The sequence below is a fragment of the Flagellimonas allohymeniacidonis genome, from assembly GCF_004296335.1.
GTDB classification, from domain to species: Bacteria; Bacteroidota; Bacteroidia; order Flavobacteriales; family Flavobacteriaceae; genus Flagellimonas; species Flagellimonas allohymeniacidonis.
Map to the genome: position 1 here is coordinate 152,192 of NZ_SGIU01000001.1, position 24,683 is coordinate 176,874.

Consider the following 24,683-nt stretch of genomic DNA (forward strand, 5'->3'; position numbering starts at 1 on the left):
TAGATCCGCTGTCGTATTTTCATTTTGAATTAATGGGTGGGGCTATTCGCCCATTGATGCCGCCATTTTCTATCGGTTTGATAAAGAACCCATAACTGTAGTCTTTCGCAGGCACCCTAAATTCCTCATGAGACAAAGCATTCATGGACCAGCTGTCATCACCTCCCACTCCCATCTGCAACAAATCAATATTCAACGTAATATAATTTTCGGGTTTGAGATCGTAGGTATGCAATGCTTCATCTATGTTTTTGGTAGAGTAGGGCCATGCACTTACGCTAAGGTTGGTTTTAATACCTCCCACATATAGGCCCTTCCCCTGACTGTTGGAAAGTGTGAACCAGCGGACATCGGTTTTGTTTCCACTCTCTTGAGGTCTTATATATGATTGATAATCTTTTGAAACAGATTCGGAATAAAACCCAACAGCTGCTCCCAGATTTCGATCGCTATAATTTTCGTGTGGACCTCTTCCAAACCATTGAAAACGGTCCAAACCCTTGGCCACTTGAACCTGCATTCCGTACTTGGGAAGTATGGGAAGATTGGCATCTTTTTCCACTTTGCATAAATTTTCAATTCGTATAGTACCATCTGCGAAGATGCTATATTTTACATCCAAAGTTAGTTTTGATTGGGCCAACAAATAGGAAACATAAATAACATGGTGTTGGTCATTGATTTTATCATGCTTAAAGGATATCAACTCGCTAATTTCACTAGCCTCTTTCCAGATGGAAAGCTTTTTTGGCGTTCTGCCTCCGCCGCGGTCATTGTCTGTAGTGGGCCGCCAAAAATGGGGGATCATTCCTCCGACAATCATTGAGGAACCCTTATAGGTGTAAGAAACAAGTTCGCCTGTTTTTTGGTTGAAGGATACTGAAAAGGTATCGGTCGATAAAGTAATTTCCGTATCGGTCCTATTGACCTTGATAGGAGTCATTTTTTCAATTGAAGCGTCTTGTAACTCTATTTCGTAAGGAAGTTTGAACTGTTCCCATGCTACTTCGTGTTTTTCAGGTGCCCATGAGGTCCTGTCCTTCAGGTGAAAGGAAACTTTTAGATAATAGTCCTTCCCCGCTTTTACCTTTGGGTTTTTGATAGGTAGTTCGATTTCCATTGAAGCTTTAGGGGCTATGTCAAGGCTACTTATTTCTCCTGATTGGATGGTGGTGCCATCTTCTTGCACTTTCCAAATTAGTTCGAAGGCGTCAAGGTTGGTAAAATGATGTCTATTCCGGACTTGAATTATTCCTTCCCCGAGATTAACATCAATGACTTCTATGGACTGAAATATTTTTTTGCATTCCCAAAGTGCTGGTTGGGGGGTACGGTCTGGATTTACAATACCGTTCAAACAAAAGTTTTTATCGTTGATTTTGGTATCACCCATATCACCACCGTAAGCATAGTAAGGCATTCCATCTTTGGTCTTTTGTAGCAAACCCTGGTCCACCCAATCCCAAATATAACCACCGATCATCCGTTTGTTGGCGCGGATTGCATCCCAAAACTTGAATAAATTTCCGGTGGAATTTCCCATGGAATGTGCATATTCACACCAGATTACTGCCCTATGGTCATCTTGTAAATTGGCCATTTCGATCATAGGGTCTATGGGTATGTACATCCTGCTCATCATATCCACATAATCAGGGTCTTTTAAGAATTCCTTTCCTGAATGGTTCAAGGTCTGCGCCCCTTCGTAGTGTACAAAACGGGTATTGTCATAATTCTTTATCCACCCAGCCATAGCTTGATGGTTTGGGCCGGACCCCGATTCATTGCCCAATGACCAAAAAATGATGGACGGATGGTTTTTATCGCGTTCGACCATTCTTGTGGCCCTTTCCAAAAAAGCGCTTCCCCATTCCGATTGATTGCTAAGAAATCCTCCAAGTTGATGGGTTTCCAAATTGGCCTCATCCATGACATAGATGCCGTATTCATCGCATAGCTCGTACCACCTAGGGTCATTTGGATAATGCGAAGTTCGAACGGCATTGATGTTGAACTGCTTCATGGTTAGGACATCTTTAAGCATCAAATCCTCATCCACGACCTTACCATTTACAGGGTCATGATCATGTCTGTTGACCCCGTAGAGCAATACCGAAACGCCGTTGACAAACAACTCACCGTCCTTTAATTCAACCTTCCGGAAGCCAATTTTTGTACTTCGATATTCCTTCACTGAACCCACACTATCCTTAAGGTAAAAGACCAAGGTGTATAGATTGGGATGCTCAGCACTCCACTTTTTTGGGTTCGGTATTTTCGTTTCCAACAAGCCAAATTTTGGCTTTCCACGCTGGTTATAATATTCGCGGATTATTTCTTTTAGAGGCTTGGTAAGACTTTGGTCCAGAACGGGATTCCCTTCATCATCAAAAAGCTGAGCTTCAAGTTGCCAACCGTCTATGTTTTGTTCGTTAAAAACTTTGATTTTTGGACGGATCTGTAATGTTGCATCCTGATATTCTTCGTCCAGTTCGGTCTTTACAAAGAAGTCGTAGAGTTGCACTTTGGGTGAAGCGGTTATAAAAACATCCCTTTGAATACCACTGAGACGCCAATGGTCCTGATCTTCAAGGTAGACTCCATCACTCCATCGGTAAACCTGCACCGCTAGTTGGTTTTCACCTTCTTTGATATAAGGTGTAATGTCAAATTCTGATGAGAGCATGCTATCTTGACCATATCCTACATGTTTTCCATTTACCCAGACGTGAAATGCCGAACTTACCCCTCCAAATTGAAGTGAAATCTGCATTTCTTTCCAGTCTTCGGGAATCTCAAAAGTTGTACGATAGCTTCCAGTGGGGTTATTATCATCCGGCACTAATGGCGGATTTACAGGAGTGAAAGGATATCTGATGTTCGTGTAAATGGCCGTGCCATAACCTTGCAACTCCCAATTGGAGGGTACTGGTATTGAATTCCAGTCTGAATCGTCAAAGTCTTTTCGAAAGAAGTTTTTTGGGGCCTTTTCTGGGATAGGAGCCCAAGAAAATTTCCAATTTCCATTCAATGATTTATAGCGTTTTGATTCTTTTCTAAAGGCCTTGAGTGCTGCCTCTTCGTTTTCGTAGGAGACAGAGGTTGCTCTTGAGGGCAATCTATTGATTGAAGTGATTGTTGGGTCTTCGTAATAGTTGTTTTGAGACTGCTGAAAGCCAAATGTTGAAAAAGTCAGAAAGAAAATGCTTAAAAATGCAAGAGGTCTGCAAGTATAACTAGATTGATATTGATTCATAAAAATAAAGATACCTACGTATTAATGAATACTTATCCTGTACTCTCCTGTATTCATTTAAATCCTTCTTTCTGGAATAGTTTGCTGAAAATTAAATACAAAGCTCCACAGCATAACCAAGCGGGTAGTGTAACGAAGGAAAGAAACACATCAAATGTTTTCGATATGGTATAGAATATTCCGAAGCTGATGCCCCACGCCAATAGTACAGATATGTTGAAGGGCACTTTTGCCAACTCTGCATAAAAAGGCTGAATTCCAAATCGCTTTGCGAAAAAATGTTCAAACACAATTACCGCCCCAAAAGGAGCTAGGATAAAACCATAAAGTGCAACAAAGCCCAAAAGCTTCATAGCAAAGGCTGGAAAGATTCCAGCAATGGTTGCCACGGTTCCGGCTATAATGGTTACCCAGAAGGTCGAAACCTTGGGAATGATGGCTTGAAAGGCCAAACCGGCTCTATAAATAGTTGGGTTGGCCGTGGTCCAACCAGCAAGTACTACCGCAATGATCCCAAAGAAACCGATGGCATTATATGCCAATGGTCCCGGGGCGACTGGAGGCGCTTCATTGTTTGTAAGAAACCCTTGTGCCTCAGGTGATTTTAAGTAAACTGCATATAGCAAGGCTGCGGCAATCCAAGCCATGTAATGGCCCACGTACATTCCAGCCGCTGTGGTCCAACCTGAGCTTGGTTTTTTGGCAAATCGAAATACAGAAAGGTCGCTCATTCCAATATGCATGGCCGCATTACAAAACCAGGACCACAAGACTACATGCCAAAAAGTATATTTTATTTGTCCGGGAAACGGTTCTCCACCTTCACCCCAAATATTCCAAAAGTCTGAAAAGTTTTTTACCCCAAGTTGCCCTAAGGCAACAATTCCGCAAGCAACAAACGCAATTACAATAATGGGTGACATCCAATTGGCAGCTTTTGAAACCGTACTATATCCTTTTCCAGCGATAATAGAGATAACTGCACCTACCAAAACCACGATGATGATCCAAGTAGGCCCATTGGGCATAGTATCGGTTAGCTTTGGCATTTCAATATCCAATGGAACACCCACTGCCGTAGCGGAAACCGTAATCATTGCACCTGCGAGAAAACAAAAAAGAATTCCATTGGCAAGATTGTAGCCTATGACTAGTTTTTTACCACAAATTTTTTCTAGTTGATAATAGAGGGTCAATCGATGTTTTACTGCAATTTCTGCAGTGAGGAAACGCCAACTGAGAACAGCCAAAATGTTTCCAATTAGCAGGCCTACAATAAGGTCAAAGGCGCTAACGCCGGCAGTAAGAAATAATGGTCCGATCATAAACTCGGTACCTGCCGCATGCTCTCCCGCATACATGCCCAAGAAACTCTTCCATCCTTTCCATTTGTTCGATGGAACTGGTGTTCTTTCGAATTCGCCCCCTACAACCTCCTCAACCTCCTCTTCTATATTAAATTGACTCATATGTTTGTGCTAAGTTCCATGGACTGGTTGAATTCTTTGTTTTGTTTTTGTTCATGAATTGATCAAATACTTTGGAAAATCCTCTACCTTCTCACAGCATAATTGCTCCATTACCTGTTGAAGTTGAGTTTTTAGAATAGCAATGGTATGATCCCCACCCCGCTTTCCAAGTGCCGCTACTCCATACATAAAGGATCTTCCCAAAAAGGTAAATTGTGCCCCACTTGACAGGGCCCTTGCCACATCCGGACCGGAGCGTATCCCACTGTCCATCATTACTGTTATTTGATTGCTGTACTTAGATGCGATTCGGGTCAATGGTTTTATGGAGGCTTCACCTGCGTCCAACTGTCGTCCCCCGTGGTTGGAAACAATAATGCCATCCAACCCCAAACGAACAGCCTTTTCGGCATCTTCCGCATTGGCCACACCTTTCAAAACTATTTTGCCTTTCCATAAATCACGTATGGGCTTAATGCGTTCCTCATTGAGTCTTCCATTAAAGGTTTGGTCCATAAATTGTCCCAACTGCCTTAAATCCAGATTTTTGGGCATATAGGGTGTCAAGGTTTCAAAATTGGGTTGACCAACTTTTAAGGTCTCCAATGCCCATGCCGGCTTTGAGAGTATTTGTAAGATGTTTTTAAATGACATACTGGGTGGCATTGCCAGTCCGTTGCGGATGTCCCTTGGTCTGTATCCAAAGGTGGGAACGTCGCATAGCAATACCAACACGGGGTAGCCCGAACTTTCAGCACGCCTTAGAATGTCATCACGGAGTTCATTTTTAGCGGGATGGTACAATTGGAACCAAGCTTTACCCTCAGTTAGTTCTCCTATACGTTCTATGCTGCTGGTAGTCACTGTGCTCAAAATAAATGGAATATTGTGCTCAAACGCCGCCTTTGCGAGTATTTCTGGGGAGTTGGGCCACATCAAACCCTGCAAGCCCACTGGCGCTATCCCAAACGGAGCATCATATTCAACCCCGAACAACTTGGTCTTCATATCAGATTGAGTATGGTGGGCCAAATAACTTGGACGCAATGTTACTTCTCTAAGCTGCGCCGTGTTTTGATATAGATTAACATCTTCGTTGCACCCACCGTCCAAATATTCAAAAGCGAATCTTGGAATTCGTTTTTTGGCTTTTGCCCTAAGGTCTTCTATAGAGGGATATTTTTTATTGTAATTCCAGGTCATGGAAAATTTTTGTTGGTTTTTAACTATCGGTAAAAGCTTGTAATGGCATTAGTTTTTTCATTAGGTAATGGTCCTTGAAGAAACTCTTGTCCAACCGTTGGTTGCCCAGTACCATGGCCGCGCCCAAGGCCGAACCTAGGGGAGATTGGGTAGTACGGACTTTATAGTGCTCAAAGTGATGGGCCAAGAGCTTCACAAAAATGTCATTGTCCGTAAAACCACCATCGATATATATTTTTTTGATTTTGGTATTTCCGATTGCCCTTTCAATGGTTTCAAATTGAAGTACCAGAAGTTCGATCATCAATTGGTGGTAAGCCTCCTCATAGGTGGCAAACTTGCTTAAGTCTGTCTTTTCAACATATTCACGTTTGAGCTTAATTCCCTCAAACCTAAAAAAGGGGCCTTTGAAGGTTTGAAGTTTTTGATAGAGACCCATTTCAAATTTGATCTGTCGATGGTATCCCTCTGGTTTTTTATAATACTCGTTGAGGTGTTTAGTTTGTGCTTTGTACTCATTACCCATAAAAAAGCGTGAGGCCCTAACGGGGTTGCCATCTATGCGCATGTAGGCCAGACAATTCTGTTCAAGATCCTCTTCGGTCAAAGCATCTTCGGTAAAAGGATTCATTACAATTGACCATGTACCTGTTGAAAGTAGTAGAAAGGGTCTCCTTTCCGCCAAAAGATAGGGTAGAAGCGCCGATGAACTATCATGGATGCCCACGCCAATTATTAGTGGTTTGCCTTTATAATTGAGATTGATGCTGGTTTGTGTTGAAACAATTGGTGGAAGTAGTTGGTCGATGCCTTCGGCATAAACCCAATGGTGATAGTCTTGTTTTTGAAAATTCCACAAGTTTGTATGGCAGCCTATGCTGGTGTATTCGCTTAAAGGAATCCCTGTGAATAAATAAGAAAGATATTGGGGGAGGTGAAGGGAATACTTGATTTTTTTGAAAACTTCCGGTTTGGACCTCTTTAACCAAAACAGTTGTAGCCCAGAATTAAGCATGCCGGATTGTGGTGAAGCTGTTTCCAAGGCCACTTCGGAAGGCTTTCCGTACAGTATGTAGAACTCGTCCAATATTTGCTGGGGAATGGGCTTAAGATAATTGTACAGAGGGGTAAGCACTTTTCCATGCTTGTCCAAATGTACCAGACTGGCACCATAGGAGGAGAAATTGATACCTGATATGGCGTACTCTTCTTTGTCTAGGATTCTATCAAACAAATCGATGATCCAAGTTTGTAAGGCCGGAAGGTCTTCCGTGGGAACACCATCTTCATCCATAACCTCTTCAATTTGGATGTATTCTTTATACACTTCTTGATAGTTGGCATCAAAAAGAAAGAATTTCTTGTTGGTTTTACCAATATCAAATACGGCTGTTACCTTTTTGCTCGTCATGATGAAACCTTAAAGTCCGGAAGCTACGGTGTATGAACCCCTTTCCTTGATCAACTGACCACGAAGGTTCAACGCCCTATAGGTGAGAAGGGGCTCCAAGGCAGCGTTTGAAAGTAACCTAGCCTCTCGAATAAGTGGCCTTACATCAGTTCGGAAGGCATCCTGTAGAATTTCTTGGCTTAGCGTTACATCCTGTTGCCTTTGGGCTTCCCGCAGGCCGTTTTGGTCAACCAAAAGTGCTTGAACATACGCAATTTGGATGGCCTCAAGCGATTGCAAGAGGTCTTCCAACGGATCTTTGATGTTATGGCTGGCATCAATCATCCAGGCAGGTATCGGATTGTTGGAATTATTTTCCATTCCATAAACCAGTTCATTCCAAATCAAAAAAAGCGAATAGGGTTTTACAGAACCTACTGTAAGATCATCATCACCATATTTGCTGTCGTTAAAATGGAATCCACCAAGCTTACCCTTCATCATCAAGGTGGCCACAATTTGTTCGATATTCGTATTGGGTAGATGGTGCCCGAGATCAATCAAGGTGTACGCCCGATCTCCACAGGCCTCGGCCAGCATTAGGGAGGTGCCCCAATCTTGAATCACCGTACTATAAAAATTGGGTTCGTAAGGTTTATATTCGACAAAGAGTTTCCAGTCATCGGGCATGGACTTATAAATATGTTGTAAGCTATCTTGTGTGTTTTGCAAGGCTTCCTGGAAATTGTGTTGCCCGGGAAAATTACTTCCATCGGCTAACCATACGGTTAGACTTTTGGAACCTAGTTTCTTTCCGATATCAATAACCTCAAGGTTGTGCTGAATGGCAAGTTCCCGCACAGCGGAATCTGTATTGCACAAAGAACCAAACCGATAACTTTTCTTCATGTTCGGCTGGTCTTGGAAAGTGTTGGAGTTGACCGCGTCAAATTCAATACCCAAAGAAGCGGCCAATTCTTTGATCGCTTTTACATCTCCAGGCACATCCCATGGAATGTGCAAGGAAATTGCCCCCGCCGTATTGGTCAGAGCATGGATTAGACCGACATCACTTATTTTATCTTCCAGAGAAGCGGGTTCACCTTGATATGAAAATCTTCCAAAACGGGTTCCTCCAGCGCCCAACGCCCAACTTGGAATGGCCACTTGTAGTTCCTGTACTTTTTCAATAATTTGCTTTATGTCAACTCCTCTTTTTTCAAGCTTATCCGCAAGAAAATGGTACTCTGGCTCGTGGGTCTTGATAAACCTGCGATTCTGCTCGTTCAATATTTCAGCGTTCAACTTCATTTCTTTATTGCATATAGGCCAGGAATGTCGCTTGTTTTAAAGGTACGACATCCATGGATTTTGGTTCTGGCAAAACCCTTACCGTACAAATGCATTAGCCATTCCACCATCAACATTTATGGTGTTGCCCGTACTTTTATCCAATATGGCTACCAAGGAAAATACAGCATTGGCTACATCTTCCGGCAAAATAATCTCGTTCAATAAATTACGCTTTGCATAATGCGTTGGCAGTTCTTCCACAGAAACCCCATAGGCTTTTGCCCTTCCTTCGGCCCATTCGCCTTCCCATATTTTGCTTCCAACGATAACTCCATCGGGGTTTACGGTATTCACCCGTATTTTGTCAGCTCCGAGTTCGGCGGCCAAAAGTCGGGTCATGTGTTGTTGGGCTGCTTTTGCTGTTCCGTATCCTACATTATTGGGGCCAGCCACCAATCCATTTTTACTTGCAATATTGACTAGGTTTCCCCCTAAACCCTGTTTTTTCATGATATCAGCGCCGTACTGAGCCAGTAAAAACTGTCCTTTGACCAGTACATCTTGCAAAAGTTGCCAATCTTTTTTGGTAGTTTCTGCCAAAGGCTTAGAGATGGCCAAACCAGCAGAGTGAACCACAATGTCAACACCGCCAAAGTTCAAGCAGGTTAAGTTAAAGGTCTCTTCAATAGAGGTAGCATCCGTGACGTCACAAATGGTCTGTACGGCCTCATCTATGCTCATCGACTTTGTCGTTTCTTCCAGAGCTTCTTGGTTTACGTCGGTTATGACCACATTAGCTCCCTCGGCTACCAATTTTTCGGCGATGGCCTTTCCTATGCCGCCCGTAGCTCCCGTTATGACAGCTACTTTTCTAGAAAGCGGCCTTTCTTTGGGCATTCGTTGCAACTTGGCTTCTTCCAATAACCAATATTCAATATCAAAAGCCTCTTGCCGTGGAAGTGCCACGTAGGTTGAAATGGCCTCTGCACCTCGCATCACATTGATTGCATTGATATAAAATTCACTGGCAACACGTGCTGTTTGTTTGTTTTTGGCAAAAGTGAACATGCCAACTCCAGGATAAATGATGACCACTGGATTTGGGTCCCGCATGGCCGGACTGTTGTCGCGTTTACAACTTTCATAATAGCCTTTATAATCACTGCGATATGCTTCAAACTGGGGCTCAAGCTTTCCGATTATGTGATCAAAATTGTTGAGATTTTCTTCCTTATCCAAGGACAAAACCAAGGGCTTGATTTTGGTGCGAAGAAAATGATCGGGGCACGAAGTGCCAAGTGGAGCAAGCTTTTCAAGGTCATTGCTATTGATGAACTCCAGCACCCTATCTTCATCCGTAAAATGACCTATCATTATATTTTCACTGGAGCAAAGACCCCTTAAAATAGGTGCTAATTTGGTGGCCTGAGCTTTACGTTGTTCTGAAGGGAGACTATCAATTTTTTGTCCACCAAACACTTGTCCATTTTTCTTAATGTGTTCTTTAATATATTCTGAGGCCATCTCAATAACTTCAAGGCTGTTTACATAACATTCATAAGAAGTATCTCCCCAGGTAAAGAGACCATGACTCTCCAACACAATCCCCCTAATACCAGGATTTTCATTCAGGCACTTTTCAAGTTGTAGTCCCAAATCAAAACCAGGTCGTTGCCAAGGTACCCAGCCCATGGTATCACCCCATATCTCTTGGGTGATTTTTTTGCTGTCCTTAGTGGCGGCAATGGCAATCAGGGCGTCGGGATGTAGATGATCGATATGTTTGAATGGAAGGAGTCCGTGTAACGGAGTATCAATGGAAGGTGCTTTACTGTTCAAATCAAATAGGCAATGGTTGAACAACGCTACCATCTCATCTTCATGGTTCGGACCACGGTATACGTTCTTTAGATTTCTGAGTCTTTCAGTATAGAGCCCTGCAATGCCTTGTCGGGTCAGCGTACCAATATCTCCTCCAGAACCTTTAACCCACATCACTTCTACAGATTTGTCGGTCAATGGGTCTTTTTCGATGGTCTTACAGCTTGTGTTTCCACCCCCATAGTTGGTAATGCGTAAATCGGCACCTAGGATATTGGATCGATATAAAAAAAGGGCCACTTCATCATTTTCTAACGAAACGGCCTTTGTATCATCCCATAAATAATCGACATGATTATATGTTCTTGTTTGCATAGTTTTGAAGTGTTTTATACCACTTTCAAGACGAAAATAGAACAAGCGATGGGTTTAGGCATCCTGTACTATACTGTCTCGTCAAGATACTTAAAACTTATGAATCTACTTTTTATTAATACTTTTGAATGCCTATATTTTCTAAGGTAAACGTGATTAGTTTTGTGAACGATGGCCATGAATAGTATCGAGTATATAAAAGTGGATGTGAATTCCAGGATTCCAAAATACAAACAGATTGTGGACTCCGTTATGGATGCCATTGGAAAGGGTCTTTTGGAAAAAGGGGAGAAGATTCCTTCCATAAATGAGGTGAGTGAGGAGTGTTTGCTTTCGCGTGATACGGTTGAAAAAGCCTATGGTATTCTTAGAAGGCAAAACATCATTGAATCAGTAAAGGGAAAGGGGTACTATGTGGCAAGGGCCGATTTTTCTTCGAAGATTAAAGTGCTGTTCCTCATTAATAAATTGAGCACTTACAAAATGAGAATCTTCAACTCCTTTGTGCAGACATTGGGATCAAAAGCCCAAGTCGATTTGTTTATCTATCACTGTGAACCTTCGGTCTTCAAGGATATATTGGCAAAAAGGGCCAAGGAGTACGATCAGTTTGTAATCATGCCCCATTTTAAAAATGAGCATTTGCAACATATGGGATGCACTGGGGAGATTTTAGAAGTCATTCGAAAAATTCCCGAAGAAAGACTGATTATCCTAGACAGAAATATTCTTAGCCTCTCCATGAAGGCAGGACGCATCTATCAAGATTTTTCTGAGGATATTTACGTTGCTTTGTCCAAAGGACTGGACAAGGTAAAGAAGTACCAGAAAATCATTCTTGTCTATCCATCAAAGTCGGTATATCCATACCCTAAGGGAATTGTCTCAGGATTTATTAAGTTTTGTGCCGAACATGCCATTGATTATGAGGTTCTTGATGAAATCTATGATAGTATGGAATTACAACTGCACGACCTTTTTATCATCATAGAGGAAGCCGATTTGGTAAACCTGGTCAAGCAACTGAGAGACCGGCATTATAAATTTGGGGAGGATATTGGTATCATCTCCTATAACGACACACCACTGAAGGAACTTTTGGGGATTACCGTAATCAGTACCGACTTTACAAAGATGGGAACTGAGGCTGCTGAAATGATATTGCAGGACAAAAAGATTACCCAAAAAAATGACTTCAATCTTATAGATAGGCATTCTGTATAATTCTTTCTTGCCATTACAAACCACAGAAAGGTCTTTCTGGATTCCCATTGTTACCTAAACAAATTACCCCACAGTACAGTACAGGATGGATAGTTTTTTTCTAGGTTATATTATTGTTAAGTATTGAGGAATGCGCATTGAAACCTGTAAGTTTTTGATTACATGAAAATTTTTTAGGCGTATTTCCGGTTTTTTTTCAAAAAAATTCAAACGACTAAACAAAACTAAGCATGAAAAAAAAGCTAATTGGGAAAGCCGTTTCTAAGCATCTTTCCTTTCTTTTGGTGCTTTTGGCACTGGTCCTCAATGGTTTTTCAGCTATTAGCCAAGACAGGGTCATAACGGGCACCGTAACCGCTGAAACCGGAGAACCATTGCCGGGTGCCACAGTTATTGTCACAGGGACTTCCATCGGTGTCCAAACAGATTTTGACGGGAATTACTCCATTACCGTGCCTAGTGGTGTTACGGTCCTAGTCTTTTCTTTTGTGGGCTATGTGGAAAGAGAGATTCCGATAGCAGGCCAAACCATTATCAATGTGGCACTACAAGAAAGCCAAACTCAGTTAGATGAGGTAGTGGTCATAGGTTATGGTACCAGAAGCAGAGAAGATTTGACCGGAGCCGTATCTACAATACAGACGGAGACAATCGCGGAGTTACCTGTAACCACTTTTGAACAGGCCCTTTCAGGACAGGTTTCAGGGGTGCAATTAAGGCAAAATGGTGCTCCGGGCGGAGGACCGGAAATCTTGATACGGGGTGTTGCCTCTACTGGGGATAACAACGCTCCTTTATACGTAGTTGATGGTATTCCCTTGGGGAATGTCAACAGTCAACGTGATAATTTTGTGCTCAGTTCCATAGATCCCAATAGTATTGAATCCATTAGTGTACTTAAGGATGCTTCTGCAAAGGCCATCTATGGTTCGCGTGCTTCCAATGGGGTGGTGATCATTACAACCAAACGGGGCAAAATAGGCAAACCTACCATTACTTTCGGTACGTCTACAGGTTTTCAGACCATTCCTGAATTTGAACAACCCAATGTATTGAATGCGGAAGAATTACGACGATACAGAATAGAATTATTCGAAGACAGGCTTTTTGCTTTAGGTGCTTTGGGACAAAGCGAGATAGCGGATTTAGACCGTTTGATTACTTTGGGCGATTTGGGAGAAGGTACCAATTGGTTTGATGAGATTACCCGAAGCGCTCCCATTACAGAATACAATATTGGCATCAACGGCGGTACGGAAAATGTGCGCTACAATATTTCAACGAACTACACCAACCAAGATGGTACATTGATCAACACCAATTTCAAAAGATATAGCATCAGGGCAAACATCGATTTCAATGTAACGGACAATATTCGATTTGGTTTGAACCTGGCACCCACACAAACCGTCGCGACAGGGGGTAGAACGGATGCTGGAGGAGATAACTTCAACATTTTTGCGGCGGTACCGTTATCACGGTGGACAGACCCTTCGGCACCCGTCTTTGACGAGAATGGTGAGTTGACCAACGTAGCTTTGGGTGATGTGATTCCATTTTATAATGTGAATCCAGTCTATTTGTTGACCGCCAGGGAAGACAATCGACGTACCAATCAAGTATTGGCAGGGTCATTCGTGGAGGTTGATATTTTGGAAGGGCTGACCGCTAAAACCTTTGGATCCATCCAATACACCGATAGAAGAAATACCTTCTTTGAGCCTTCTGATTTTCCGGGTTCGGGTAATACGACCCCTAATCTTTTGGGTACCCGTCAAGCACGAGCGGGCATCGATGAATTGACCAACTTCAATTGGATTTGGGAAAACACCTTGAGCTATTCTACCACCATAGCCGATGACCACAGGATTGATGTTTTGGCAGGTTTTAACATGGAAAATAGGCGGTTTGATAATACCATTATTAGGGCGGTAAATATTATCGACGAATCAATTCGAATTCCGGATTCTGACAACGTTGATCCTGAGAATCCTAACAATTTTACGGGTCGAGGTGCCGCTGGAGAAAACAGCTTGGTCTCCCTTATCGGTAGATTGGATTATGCTTACAAGAACAGATATTATGTTACAGGAACTATACGTAGGGATGGCTCCTCACGGTTCGGTGCGAATACCCGATACGGTAATTTTCCATCTGTGGCCGCAGCATGGCGAATTTCAAACGAACCTTTTTGGGAAGGGATAAAAAGTACGGTGTCAGAATTCAAGCTTGAGGGAGGTTACGGTATCAGTGGTAGCAATGCCAATATCGGAAACTTTCAAGCGCAGGGAAGAATTAACCCCTCTGATCCCAATACACCTAATCCTGACTATGTTTTTGGAGGAAATAATGCTCCAGGTAGTGCTGTTACTGCCCTGCCCAATTCCTTGTTGACCTGGGAAGAGGCCAAGGAACTTAATCTGGGTCTGGACCTCGGATTTTTAAATGACAAAATATTCTTGGGTATCGATTACTATGATATTGAAACAGAAGGCTTTCTTTCTGGACTTCCGTTACCAAGAACCTCGGGTTTCAGCGAAATCTTGACCAATTTGGGAAGCATCGAAAATAAGGGTTTTGAAGTCGAACTTCGCTTAAACAATGTATTCGGTGGTAAGGATTTTCAATGGGATGCCAACTTCAATTTTACCCGAAATCGTAGCAAGGTGCTCGATCTTGCCGCTGAAGCAGGATTTATCAGACGGGGTGCCATTGCGAGACAGTTTACCGAAACTGCAATAGGTGAACAGGTAGGTTTGTATAGAGGTTTTAACGTAACGGGTTTGTTCACCCAAGCTGAGATTGATGACCCCAATGTTCCTAAGTATCCAGGAGCGGTTGAGGGATCATTAAAATATGAGGATGGTAACGGTGACGGAGATCTTGGGGATCAAGAAGATTTTGTGATTATCGGTAATCCAAATCCTGATTTTATTTACGGTATGGTGCATAACTTTCGATACAAAGATTTGGACTTGAGCGTCATCTTCGCAGGTACGGTCGGTCAACAAATTTTTAATGGTACCAACCAGTACAATGGCAATCAAGACGGGGTGTTCAACGTAGATAGAAGGCAATTGAACCGTTGGAGGCCGGGTGATGACCCCACAACCAAAACGATACCCGGTACCGCTAGTGATCTCAGCAGGCAACGTTTCCGTCTTCCGAACTCACTTTCTGTTGACGATGCCGATTATCTATGGGTCAGAAATATTACCCTTGGCTACAATATCAGTGGTGACGCGGTGGGCAACGTTTTCAAAAATGCCAGGATATATACCAGTATCCAAAATCCATTTTTGTTCACGGAATATGACATGGGGAATCCCGAAATCAACCGTTCTGCTGATACCGCTCTGGTCAGGAACGTGAACTATGGGGCATATCCCATTTCGAGAATCTACACATTGGGCGTAAATGTTACATTTTAAAAATACTGTGATGAAGAACAACACGATATTATCAATTCTAGTATTGACAACTATCTTCCTTTTTGTAGGCTGTGATGATTTTTTGGAGCAAGCCCCTGAAACCTTTCAGACCCCTCAGAATTTCTTTGAGACCGAAGATCAAATCAACGAGGCGATAGCAGGAATCTACAATACCAATCGAGGATTAATGAATAGTGAGCATTGGCGATTCGGTGAAAATCGGTCTGACAACAGTTCTTTTCAATTTAATCCTGCCGATAGGGGTGGCATCAGCAATGAAGAGGTTGATTTATTCTTGATGCTCTCGGCCAATCCCAATCTCGGTGATTATTGGAATAAAAGCTATTCAGGCATTTCTAGGGCCAACTTTGCTTTAGAGAATATCGATGGAGTCACTTTTATCAATGAAGCCATCAAAGAAGTGCGTAGGGGCGAGATTTTATTCTTACGTAGTTGGTTCTATTTCAACTTGGCGCAGCTTTTTGGCGACGTACCCTTTGTTACTTCGGCTGGGGATTCTCCGGATGAGATTTTATCCGATGAGTTTTTGGAGCGGGTACCGGTAGGCCAGGTTTATGATAATATTTTGGCTGACATTCAAGAGGCCATTGATTTGTTGCCGAATCAGAACAATACAGAAAGTGGAAGGGCCACAAGAGGTGCTGCACTTATGCTAAAGGCAAAAATGCATATGGCCTTGCAAGAGTTTCAAGCAGCAGAGGCATTGTTGGAGCAAATGCAAAGTCTGGGCTATTCCTTACAGGCTGACTATGCCAGTATTTTTGCACCTGACAACAAAAACAACAGTGAAATGGTGTTTGAAATACAATACTCTTTTGCGCTCGGTCAGGCCTCCAATTTTGTATCAAGGTTTGTGCCGTTCAACAGCGGTAGTGACATTTTGGGAGACAGTGGTCCAGCCGGGTCAAGGGCAGGGCAAAACCAGCCTACCCAAAACCTCATCGATTTATATGATACAGATGACGCCCGTTTTCTTCACAACATTTCTTTTTATGATGATGGCACGACGGTTGAGCCTTGGATGAGCAAATTCAATTATGGTTTTGAAGACCAAGGATTACAGGATGTAAACTTCCCAATGTTTCGCTATGCCGATGCCATGTTAATGCTGGCAGAGTGCTACGAAGAAACGGGTGGTGGTGACCCCGTTCCATTATTGTTGCAGGTTAGGGCCCGATCCATGCCAGACTCAAGCCTAAGTACAGAAGAATCATCGGATTTGGAACAGACCATTGCGGATGAACGCCGCAGGGAATTGGCTTTTGAAAACCATCGATGGTTTGATTTGCTTCGCACGGGAAGGGCAGTGGAAGTAATGACCGCGCATGGGATTGAACAGAAAGCAGAAAAGGCAACTGTTCCCATGGAGGCCTATACCAATATCAGAACATTGCTGGGAATTCCCCTGGGGCAAGTAGAAGAATTTGGTTTTACGCAAAATGAAGGCTGGTAGTGATCATTTTTTGCCAAACTATACATATTAACTCGATACAAAATATTACGACATGAAGACTACATTTAATGCTGCAGTACTTCTTCTTTCAATCCTATCACTTGCTTTGGTCTCGTGTGAGGATGACAATGAGCCAACCGTGGAGGGGCCATACACCCTATTTACGTTTGATCTGACTGACCTTACCGTTACCTTCAGAAATAGATCGGTGGATGGTCCGCAAAGTTACAGCTGGGATTTTGGGGATGGGCAAACCTCTACTGAAGAAAACCCGACCCATACCTATGAAGAAGGAGGTACTTATACAGTTGTTCTAACTGCTGGCAATAGTACAGGAGAAGATCAATTTCAAAGGACAGTTACAGTTATTGAACCCGTAGCACCGCTACCACCGATAGTTTTTGAAACGTTCGATAGTTTTACGGCCGATGCTACTGTTGATGGGCAGGGTGCCGCTGCTGATGGATGGGCAGGGGCCTGGACAAAATTGGATGGAGATGATGTAAATGTGGTGTCAGGTGGAATTTTAAATAATTCACTTGCGGTGGAATCTTCAGGAAATGCTCTCTTATTGGATGCAAGCGGTGCCAATACACGCTACAAACGCAATTTCTCAACACCCTATTTGGATAATGGCAATACATACTGGTTCGCTTTTCAAGCGGAGTTTAGTGATACAGACCTGGACGGAGGTGAAGTACAGGTAATGCTGGTCGATAATGATGCTGAAAGTTTTGGAGCAGGTGGTGGAGATGGCCAATTTTTGGGTATAGGTAAAACCATTACTCCAGGCGCCCTGGGTATAATGACCTTTGGGCCTTTTAATAATGTAGAGGCAACAACAGTGACGGCGGATGGTGCGCTATGGTTGCTAGCCAAGATAGAGACCAATGGAACTGCTGACCCCGACCTTGTCCGACTGTTCGTCAATCCTACTCCTGGTACCGAACCTGTGGATGGTACGGAGGCTGTGTCCTTTGCTGCCCCTGAACTCAGTGGTGGATGGCAGGGAGTTGGCTTTAAGTATACCGGCGGGAATGCCTCCTCAGTAAAAATTGATGACATCTACGTAGGCAATACGTATCAGGATGTTACTCCCCTAAATTATCTAGACCTCCCACCCGTAGCTTTTGAAACCTTCGATAGTTATACTGTTGATGCTACCGTTGAGGGACAAGGTGCTGCCGAAGATGGATGGTCAGGCCCATGGGCTAGATTATCGGGGGGCGACGTAAATGTAGAGGCAGGGGGAATTGTAAACAATACACTCTCAATAGAAACAACGGGCAATTCCTTATTACTGGACGCAAGTGTTGGCGCAACACGCTACAAAAGGGGATTGTCGGAAACCTATCTGGATGATGGGCGTACGTACTGGTTTGCTTTTCAAGCAGAGTTTGCCGGTGCAACCGATGACACTGGTGAATTGATCGTCATGCTGGTCGATAATGATGCAGAAGACTTTGGCGGGGGTGGACCGAATGGCCAGTTTTTGGGAATTGGTAAGACCATATCACCAGGTGCCCCTCTTGGTATAATGACCTTCGGACCTTTCAATAACATAGACGCAACAGACGTGTCAGTAGCGGATGGTCCACTATGGCTCGTTGCCAAGATTGAAACCAATGGAACCGCAGACCCCGATTTGGTTCGGGTGTTTGTCAATCCTACCCCAGGTAGTGAACCCGCTAACGGAACAGAGGCAGTATCCTTTGCCGCTCCTGAACTGAACGGTGGCTGGCAGGGAATCGGTTTTAAATTTAATGGAGGTACCACTACTGCCAAAATTGATGACATCTACTTAGGTTTTCGCTTTGCAGATGTTACGCCTGCAAACTATTAAGAAATATAGAAGCATGCATATACCGACAAAAGCACTTTATTGGGGATACCCTTGGGTCAAGTGCAGAAATTTGGATTTCAATAAACTCCCGGATGGGAACAAAGAGAATCTCTTAAGTAATTTGGGTTAGTTTAGTTTCAATCTTAGCGGTGCAATCTAAAAAATAGGTTGTACCGCTTTTAGCTTAAGTATGAAGATATTTTGGTAATCGGATTTGAAGAATTATATGACCTCGCCAAAAATCCTGAAGCAAAGAATAACCTTATTCAAGATTCCAATGTAAAGGAACTATCAACCTTTATGATAGACAAGTACTTTAAATTAAAAAAAGAGCAGAGTAGTATGTTCAACTTCCGCAGATGTTATTGGTCTTATTTGCAGAACATGCTACTTCTGTTTGCTTTGATTCAGGTTTCCCATTCGCAGACCAAGCCCCATTGGCAAAATCCAGAGGTTGTTAACGTCAATAAACTACCAGCAAGGGCCACATCCATATCCTATCCCCATGAAAAACTTGCCATTACGGCAGATAGGGATGCTTCACCAAGAAAACTGTCATTGAACGGCATCTGGAAGTTTCACTTTGTTGAGGTGCCATCCAAAGCACCACAAGATTTTTTTCAACCCGCCTATCCTGACAGCAATTGGAAGGAGTTGCCTGTGCCGTCTAACTGGGAGCTGTACGGTTATGGCAAACCATGGCACCGGTTAACCCATCAGATTTGGGAAAAGAAAGGGGTGGACCAACCCAATGTTCCTGAGGACTACAATCCCACTGGAAGTTACCGAAAGCGTATTACCCTTCCCAAGGGATGGAAAAATATGCAAGTGACTTTGCACATAGGGGCAGCATCTTCCGCGCTTCGGGTATGGGTCAATGGGATTTACGTTGGGTACAGTGAGGACAACCGTCTTCCTGCCGAGTTTGATGTTACCCCATTTCTTACGGAAAAAGAAAACATAATTGCATTACAAGTTATGCAATGGTGTGATGGCAGTTATTTGGAAGACCAAGATCATTGGCGCATGAGCGGAATTACGCGTGAAGTCTATCTGGAAGCAGCACCCAAAGTACAGTTGTATGATTTTGAAGTTCGAACGGATTTAGATGAAAACTATGAGGACGCAGAACTGCAGATACGTCCAGAAATTGTAAAGTTTGTGAATGTTGACACCAAGGATTGGACAGTCGCCGCACAGCTCTATGACGAAGAAAGTCAGCCTGTGTTGTCCAAGGCTTTGGAAATACCAGTGGAAAAGATTTTGAAAGAGCATTATCCGCAAATTGGAAACCGACCCTTCGAAAACCTGATGAAGGTCGATGTAAAGAACCCGAAAAAGTGGTCGGCCGAGTTTCCTAATCTTTACACATTGGTACTATCCCTAAAAGATATCAAAGGGAAGTTGGTTGAAGCACGCAGTACTCGTGTAGGTTTCCGAGAGATTGATATTTCAGATGGGCAATTTAAGGTGAATGGTATTCCGGTGTTGCTCTATGGTGTGAATCGCCACGATTGGGATGCCATTACTGGAAAGGCAGAAAACAAGGAAGCCATGCGCCGTGATGCTGAGCTCATGAAACAGCTTAATGTAAACGCTTCACGTTCCTCCCACTATCCAAATCCGCCGTATTGGTACGAGCTTTGTGATGAATACGGCATCTACGTTATGGACGAGGCCAATATTGAGAGTCATGGTAAAGGCTCTTTGTTCAGTAACATTCCGGCTTGGCATACCACTTTTTTGGAACGTGGTATCCGTATGGTAGAGCGTGACAAGAATTATCCGAGCATTGTGAGTTGGTCCCTGGGGAACGAAGCCGGTTTTGGGCCCAATCATGCGGCACTATCAGCTTGGATAAAGGAATTTGACCCCACACGTCCCATTCATGCCGAAGGAGCACAAAACATCTATGGCTATAACTGGCCGAAACCCGAACCAAAAGACCGAGTTTATACCGATTTTTTGAGCAGAATGTACCGCCTTACCGATGACATGATTGACCTTTCCACAAAATCTGATGACAATCGACCAGTGATTTGGTGCGAATATGCCCATTCCCAAGGCAATTCCACAGGAGATTTAGAAGGGTATTGGAAAGCTATTCGGAAATATAGACGACTTGTTGGGGGCTTTGTATGGGATTGGAGGGACCAATTGGTTTTTAAGGAAGGTGGAGACACAAAGCCATTGTGGAAACATGGTAAAGACTTCGGTCAGGCACAGGCTGATTTGAATCCTGTTCAAAAGGGATTGATTTCTGCTGATGGAAGAATAAAATCTGCGGGATGGCAGGCCAAATACGTATGGCAGCGGGTCAAAATAACTGCCGATAGTATTTCCAAAGGACTATTCACGGTTGAAAATCGTCATTTCAGAACAAATTTGAACGCCTATGATCTTGTTTGGGAAATTCTGGAAGATGGAAAGCCCATCCAAAGTGGCACAACAGATTCGCCTGATGTTGAAGCGGGGATTTCAGGGAAGTTACGGCTAGAACTTCCCCAAATAGATGTGAAACAAGGGTTTCACTATCACTTGAAGATTTCCTTTATATTGAAAGAAGATAAACCCTGGGCCAAGAAAGGCTATGCCATAGCCAGTGGACAGTTTTTACTAACACATGCTCCCCACTTAAAGATTACTGAGAAAAACTCTGCTCCCCAACTCATGGAGTCCTCATCTGAAATCATAATCACCACACAAACCGCCAAATTAGTATTTGATAAAAGAAGCGGTAGATTGGTGGTTTATGAGATGGATGGCAAAAATCTCATTAGTGCTGCACCCAAGCCCAACTTTTGGCGTGCACCCACAGACAATGATCTTGCTTCAGGCATTATAAAACGTCAAGGGTTTTGGAAAGAGGCATCCGCTCAACAAAAGCTCAGTAGCATCTCCACATTCAAGACCGAAGAGGATATCAAAGTAATTACTACCCACCAATTGGCAAATTCCAAAGCAATAGTGACGCAGACCTATGCTTTATGGGGTGATGGCACTTTGCATGTAAACTATCATTTTCAACCTGAAGCTACTATGCCCGAAATGCCAAGAGTGGGTTGGCAGTTGCAGATTCCTTCGGAATATGACCAACTGAAATGGTTTGGGCGAGGACCCTTGGAAAGTTATGCAGATAAAAAAACCGGTGCCTTTTTTGGTAATTACACGGAATCGGTAAAGAATGATTTTACCTACTATGTACGTCCACAGGAAAGCAGTAACAAGGCTGAAGTATACTGGGCAGAATTAACTAATCCAGATGGAAAAAGCCTTCGCATTGAATCCGTTGATAATCCAGTAAGTTTCAGTGCCTGGCCCTTCACCCAAGAACAGATTGAAAAGGCCAACCGCATTGAGGAATTGACTTTCGGAGAAACGATTACCTTAAACATCGATTACAAACAAATGGGAGTGGGCGGAGACAATACTTGGAATTTGGATGCACGTCCACATAAGGCTTTTCGGGTCGATGCAAAACCGTGTAGCTACTCATTTAAAATCATTCCATTACAATGAAAATGGTTAAATCACATAGGATTAAATTTGGGGTTGGTTACTTGTTTGTTCTCTTATTGATTCTTGGATCCTGTGATTTACGAAAGGACATCCAAAAGGAGGCCTATCCAAAGCAATACAATTATCATCCAATCATTACAGCCAATTGGCGGGCCAGTTGGATTACTACTCAAAATGCTTTGCCGGAAAAAAATGCTTGGATTGCTTTTCGAAAGCAGTTTGTGATTGAAAACACAGGAACCCCTACAACGCTTCGTATTGCAGTGGATTCAAAGTACTGGCTGTACCTCAATGGTGAGATGATTTTGTTTGAGGGTGGTTTAAAACGTGGTCCCAACCCTGATGACACCTATTATGATGAGGTAGATTTGAGCGGGAAACTTCAAAAAAGTGAAAACACGTTGGTTGTTTTAATGTGGTATTTTGGTAAAGAGGGAATGACGCATAAATCCAGTGGTCAAGCCGGAATGATAACTGAATTGTACCAAGGCGATAGCCTGTTGATGACAAGTGATGACTCTTGGAAGGCTATTCCACATCCAGCCTATGTTTCTGAAAGCGAAGACCCTCAACCAAACTGGCGATTACCCGAATCCAATGTGGTTTTTGATGCACGGGAAGATATTCCTGAATGGGTAAATTCTGATTTTGACGACAGCAACTGGCCTTCTGCAAAAATACTTGGTACAGGAATCGCCCCTCCTTGGAACAATTTGGTGAAACGCCCAATCCCCTTTTGGAAAGACGTCGGACTAAAAAACTACGAGAATACCATCAGTTTTCCTTTTGTGAGCAATGGAGATACCATTAAATGCAACCTCCCTTATAATGGTCAATTCACCCCCTATTTCAAAATCAAATCCAAAGATGGTAAAAGAATCACGATGCTTACTGACAATTATAAAGGTGGTTCAGAATATAACATGCGGGCAGAGTACGTCACCAAAGAAGGCCAACAAGCCTATGAATCTTTGGGTTGGATTAATGGGCATGTAATGTATTATGTGATTCCCGAAGGGATTGAGGTCCTCGATTTAAAATATCGTGAAACAGGATTCGACACTGAGTTTGCAGGGAGCATTCAGGTGGATGATGATTTTTATAATCAAATGTGCAAGAAAGCAATACGTACGCTGTACGTTACGATGCGAGATAATTATATGGACACTCCTGGCCGCGAGCGTGCCCAGTGGTGGGGCGATGTGGTATTGGAAAGTGGTGAAGCCTTTTATGCACTAGATCGCTCGGCTGATGCATTGATGAGAAAAGGAATGTTGGAACTGATGAACTGGCAGCGCCCTGACAGTACTATTTTTTCTCCCATACCCGCTGGGAATTGGAATCAGGAATTACCTGGACAGATGCTTATGAGCGTTGGGTATTATGGCTTTTGGAACTATTACTTGAACACGGGTAATCTTGAAACGATTAAAAAGGTACACGAACCGGTTAAGCGCTATCTCTCACTTTGGAAACTTAAAGACGATGGTACCTTAAATGTTCGAAGAGGGGATTGGACTTGGGGCGACTGGGGAGACAACCGGGATATTCCTCTCTTAATGAATACCCAGTATTATTTGGCACTCAAGGGCTATGCCAAAATGTCGGAAGCTATGCGAAAGCAAAAAGAGGCAGATTCGGTCGCATATCTTATGAAAGGACTTAAGACTGCTTTTAACGAACAATTTTGGAGGGATGGTCACTATAGGTCAAAAGATTACAAAGGCAAGACCGACGATCGTTCGCAGGGTCTGGCTGTCGTTTCAGGTTTAGCGGATTCTGATAAATACGAAGCCATCTTTCAAGTCCTTCAAACCGAAAAACATGCCAGTCCATATATGGAAAAATATGTGCTTGAAGCTTTGTACATGATGGGTTATGAGGATTTTGCCTTGCATCGTATGAAAGAACGTTTTTCCAAAATGGTACTCGATACCACCTATACCACCTTGTGGGAAGGTTGGGGTGTTGGCGCAGAAGGTTTTGGAGGGGGAACCACCAATCACGCATGGAGTGGTGGGGGTCTTACGTTATTGTATCAGTATGCGGCAGGCATAGAACCTACTTCGGCTGGATGGGAAACATTTCGGGTTAGATCCCAACCCGGATTTTTGAAACATATCTCTGCTTTGGTTCCCACGGTGAAAGGCACTGTTAAGGTGGAGGTAAAAAATGAAGAAACGTATCAGCTGATTATAGAAGTCCCAGATGAAACAAAGGCAATGGTTTATATTCCTTCGAAATACAAAGGCATAATGGTAAATGGAGTGGAAGTGGTTTATGCCGAAGAAGAAGGTTTTAAACTATTCGAAATTGATTCGGGCTATTACAAAGTCGAAGCAACAGAATAAAAAGCTTCAAATAGGAATTTTTCAGATTACGTAT

General features: G+C 43.1%; 12 protein-coding genes. 6 read left to right on the top strand and 6 right to left on the bottom strand.

Annotated elements, in window-relative coordinates; genetic code table 11:
* Nucleotides 1-19 precede the first annotated feature (19 nt).
* The 6 genes from lacZ to EW142_RS00710 form a co-directional block, all read right to left on the bottom strand.
* On the bottom strand, nucleotides 20-3,256 hold the full coding sequence (gene lacZ, locus EW142_RS00685) for a beta-galactosidase, LacZ type (RefSeq protein WP_130608232.1): 3,237 nt from the start codon (nucleotides 3,254-3,256) through the stop codon (nucleotides 20-22).
* Between the two features lie 53 nt (nucleotides 3,257-3,309).
* Entirely contained in the window at nucleotides 3,310-4,725 is a 1,416-nt protein-coding gene (locus EW142_RS00690) for a purine-cytosine permease family protein (protein WP_130608235.1), read from the bottom strand.
* Between the two features lie 51 nt (nucleotides 4,726-4,776).
* Nucleotides 4,777-5,928 carry an alpha-hydroxy acid oxidase gene (locus EW142_RS00695; RefSeq protein WP_130608237.1) on the bottom strand — a complete coding sequence of 384 codons (1,152 nt, stop codon included), beginning with the start codon at nucleotides 5,926-5,928 and terminating at the stop codon, nucleotides 4,777-4,779.
* 19 nt (nucleotides 5,929-5,947) lie between these two features.
* Nucleotides 5,948-7,339 carry an FGGY-family carbohydrate kinase gene (locus tag EW142_RS00700; protein WP_130608240.1) on the bottom strand — a complete coding sequence of 464 codons (1,392 nt, stop codon included), beginning with the start codon at nucleotides 7,337-7,339 and terminating at the stop codon, nucleotides 5,948-5,950.
* A gap of 9 nt (nucleotides 7,340-7,348) precedes the next feature.
* A complete protein-coding gene (locus EW142_RS00705; RefSeq protein WP_130608243.1) occupies nucleotides 7,349-8,629 on the bottom strand; it encodes a sugar isomerase in 1,281 nt (426 codons plus the stop codon).
* 78 nt (nucleotides 8,630-8,707) lie between these two features.
* The gene (locus EW142_RS00710) at nucleotides 8,708-10,807 is read right to left on the bottom strand and encodes a bifunctional aldolase/short-chain dehydrogenase (RefSeq protein WP_130608246.1); all 2,100 of its coding nucleotides are present in this window, start codon (nucleotides 10,805-10,807) and stop codon (nucleotides 8,708-8,710) included.
* 177 nt (nucleotides 10,808-10,984) lie between these two features.
* On the opposite strand from EW142_RS00710, the gene EW142_RS00715 reads away from it, so the two are divergent.
* The 6 genes from EW142_RS00715 (at nucleotide 10,985) to EW142_RS00740 (ending at nucleotide 24,649) form a co-directional block, all read left to right on the top strand.
* Nucleotides 10,985-12,031 (top strand): GntR family transcriptional regulator, encoded by a 1,047-nt coding sequence (locus EW142_RS00715; RefSeq protein ID WP_130608249.1) that lies wholly within the window; start codon nucleotides 10,985-10,987, stop codon nucleotides 12,029-12,031.
* A gap of 230 nt (nucleotides 12,032-12,261) precedes the next feature.
* Nucleotides 12,262-15,462 carry a SusC/RagA family TonB-linked outer membrane protein gene (locus tag EW142_RS00720; RefSeq protein WP_130608251.1) on the top strand — a complete coding sequence of 1,067 codons (3,201 nt, stop codon included), beginning with the start codon at nucleotides 12,262-12,264 and terminating at the stop codon, nucleotides 15,460-15,462.
* Between the two features lie 10 nt (nucleotides 15,463-15,472).
* Nucleotides 15,473-16,936 carry a RagB/SusD family nutrient uptake outer membrane protein gene (locus tag EW142_RS00725; RefSeq protein ID WP_165395192.1) on the top strand — a complete coding sequence of 488 codons (1,464 nt, stop codon included), beginning with the start codon at nucleotides 15,473-15,475 and terminating at the stop codon, nucleotides 16,934-16,936.
* Between the two features lie 52 nt (nucleotides 16,937-16,988).
* Nucleotides 16,989-18,779, top strand: a complete 1,791-nt coding sequence (locus EW142_RS00730) for a PKD domain-containing protein (protein ID WP_130608257.1) — start codon at nucleotides 16,989-16,991, stop codon at nucleotides 18,777-18,779.
* A 201-nt stretch (nucleotides 18,780-18,980) separates the two neighbouring features.
* Nucleotides 18,981-22,298 carry a glycoside hydrolase family 2 TIM barrel-domain containing protein gene (locus EW142_RS00735; protein WP_130608259.1) on the top strand — a complete coding sequence of 1,106 codons (3,318 nt, stop codon included), beginning with the start codon at nucleotides 18,981-18,983 and terminating at the stop codon, nucleotides 22,296-22,298.
* Nucleotides 22,295-24,649 (top strand): alpha-L-rhamnosidase-related protein, encoded by a 2,355-nt coding sequence (locus EW142_RS00740; RefSeq protein ID WP_130608261.1) that lies wholly within the window; start codon nucleotides 22,295-22,297, stop codon nucleotides 24,647-24,649. The genes EW142_RS00735 and EW142_RS00740 overlap by 4 nt, the downstream gene beginning before the upstream one ends.
* Nucleotides 24,650-24,683 lie beyond the last annotated feature (34 nt).

Bases quoted from the DNA above. Each gene is read 5' to 3' on its own strand.
- lacZ (WP_130608232.1), bottom strand. From the start codon at position 3,256: ATGAATCAATATCAATCTAGTTATACTTGCAGACCTCTTGCATTTTTA.
- EW142_RS00690 (WP_130608235.1), bottom strand. From the start codon at position 4,725: ATGAGTCAATTTAATATAGAAGAGGAGGTTGAGGAGGTTGTAGGGGGC.
- EW142_RS00695 (WP_130608237.1), bottom strand. From the start codon at position 5,928: ATGACCTGGAATTACAATAAAAAATATCCCTCTATAGAAGACCTTAGG.
- EW142_RS00700 (WP_130608240.1), bottom strand. From the start codon at position 7,339: ATGACGAGCAAAAAGGTAACAGCCGTATTTGATATTGGTAAAACCAAC.
- EW142_RS00705 (WP_130608243.1), bottom strand. From the start codon at position 8,629: ATGAAGTTGAACGCTGAAATATTGAACGAGCAGAATCGCAGGTTTATC.
- EW142_RS00710 (WP_130608246.1), bottom strand. From the start codon at position 10,807: ATGCAAACAAGAACATATAATCATGTCGATTATTTATGGGATGATACA.
- EW142_RS00715 (WP_130608249.1), top strand. From the start codon at position 10,985: ATGAATAGTATCGAGTATATAAAAGTGGATGTGAATTCCAGGATTCCA.
- EW142_RS00720 (WP_130608251.1), top strand. From the start codon at position 12,262: ATGAAAAAAAAGCTAATTGGGAAAGCCGTTTCTAAGCATCTTTCCTTT.
- EW142_RS00725 (WP_165395192.1), top strand. From the start codon at position 15,473: ATGAAGAACAACACGATATTATCAATTCTAGTATTGACAACTATCTTC.
- EW142_RS00730 (WP_130608257.1), top strand. From the start codon at position 16,989: ATGAAGACTACATTTAATGCTGCAGTACTTCTTCTTTCAATCCTATCA.
- EW142_RS00740 (WP_130608261.1), top strand. From the start codon at position 22,295: ATGAAAATGGTTAAATCACATAGGATTAAATTTGGGGTTGGTTACTTG.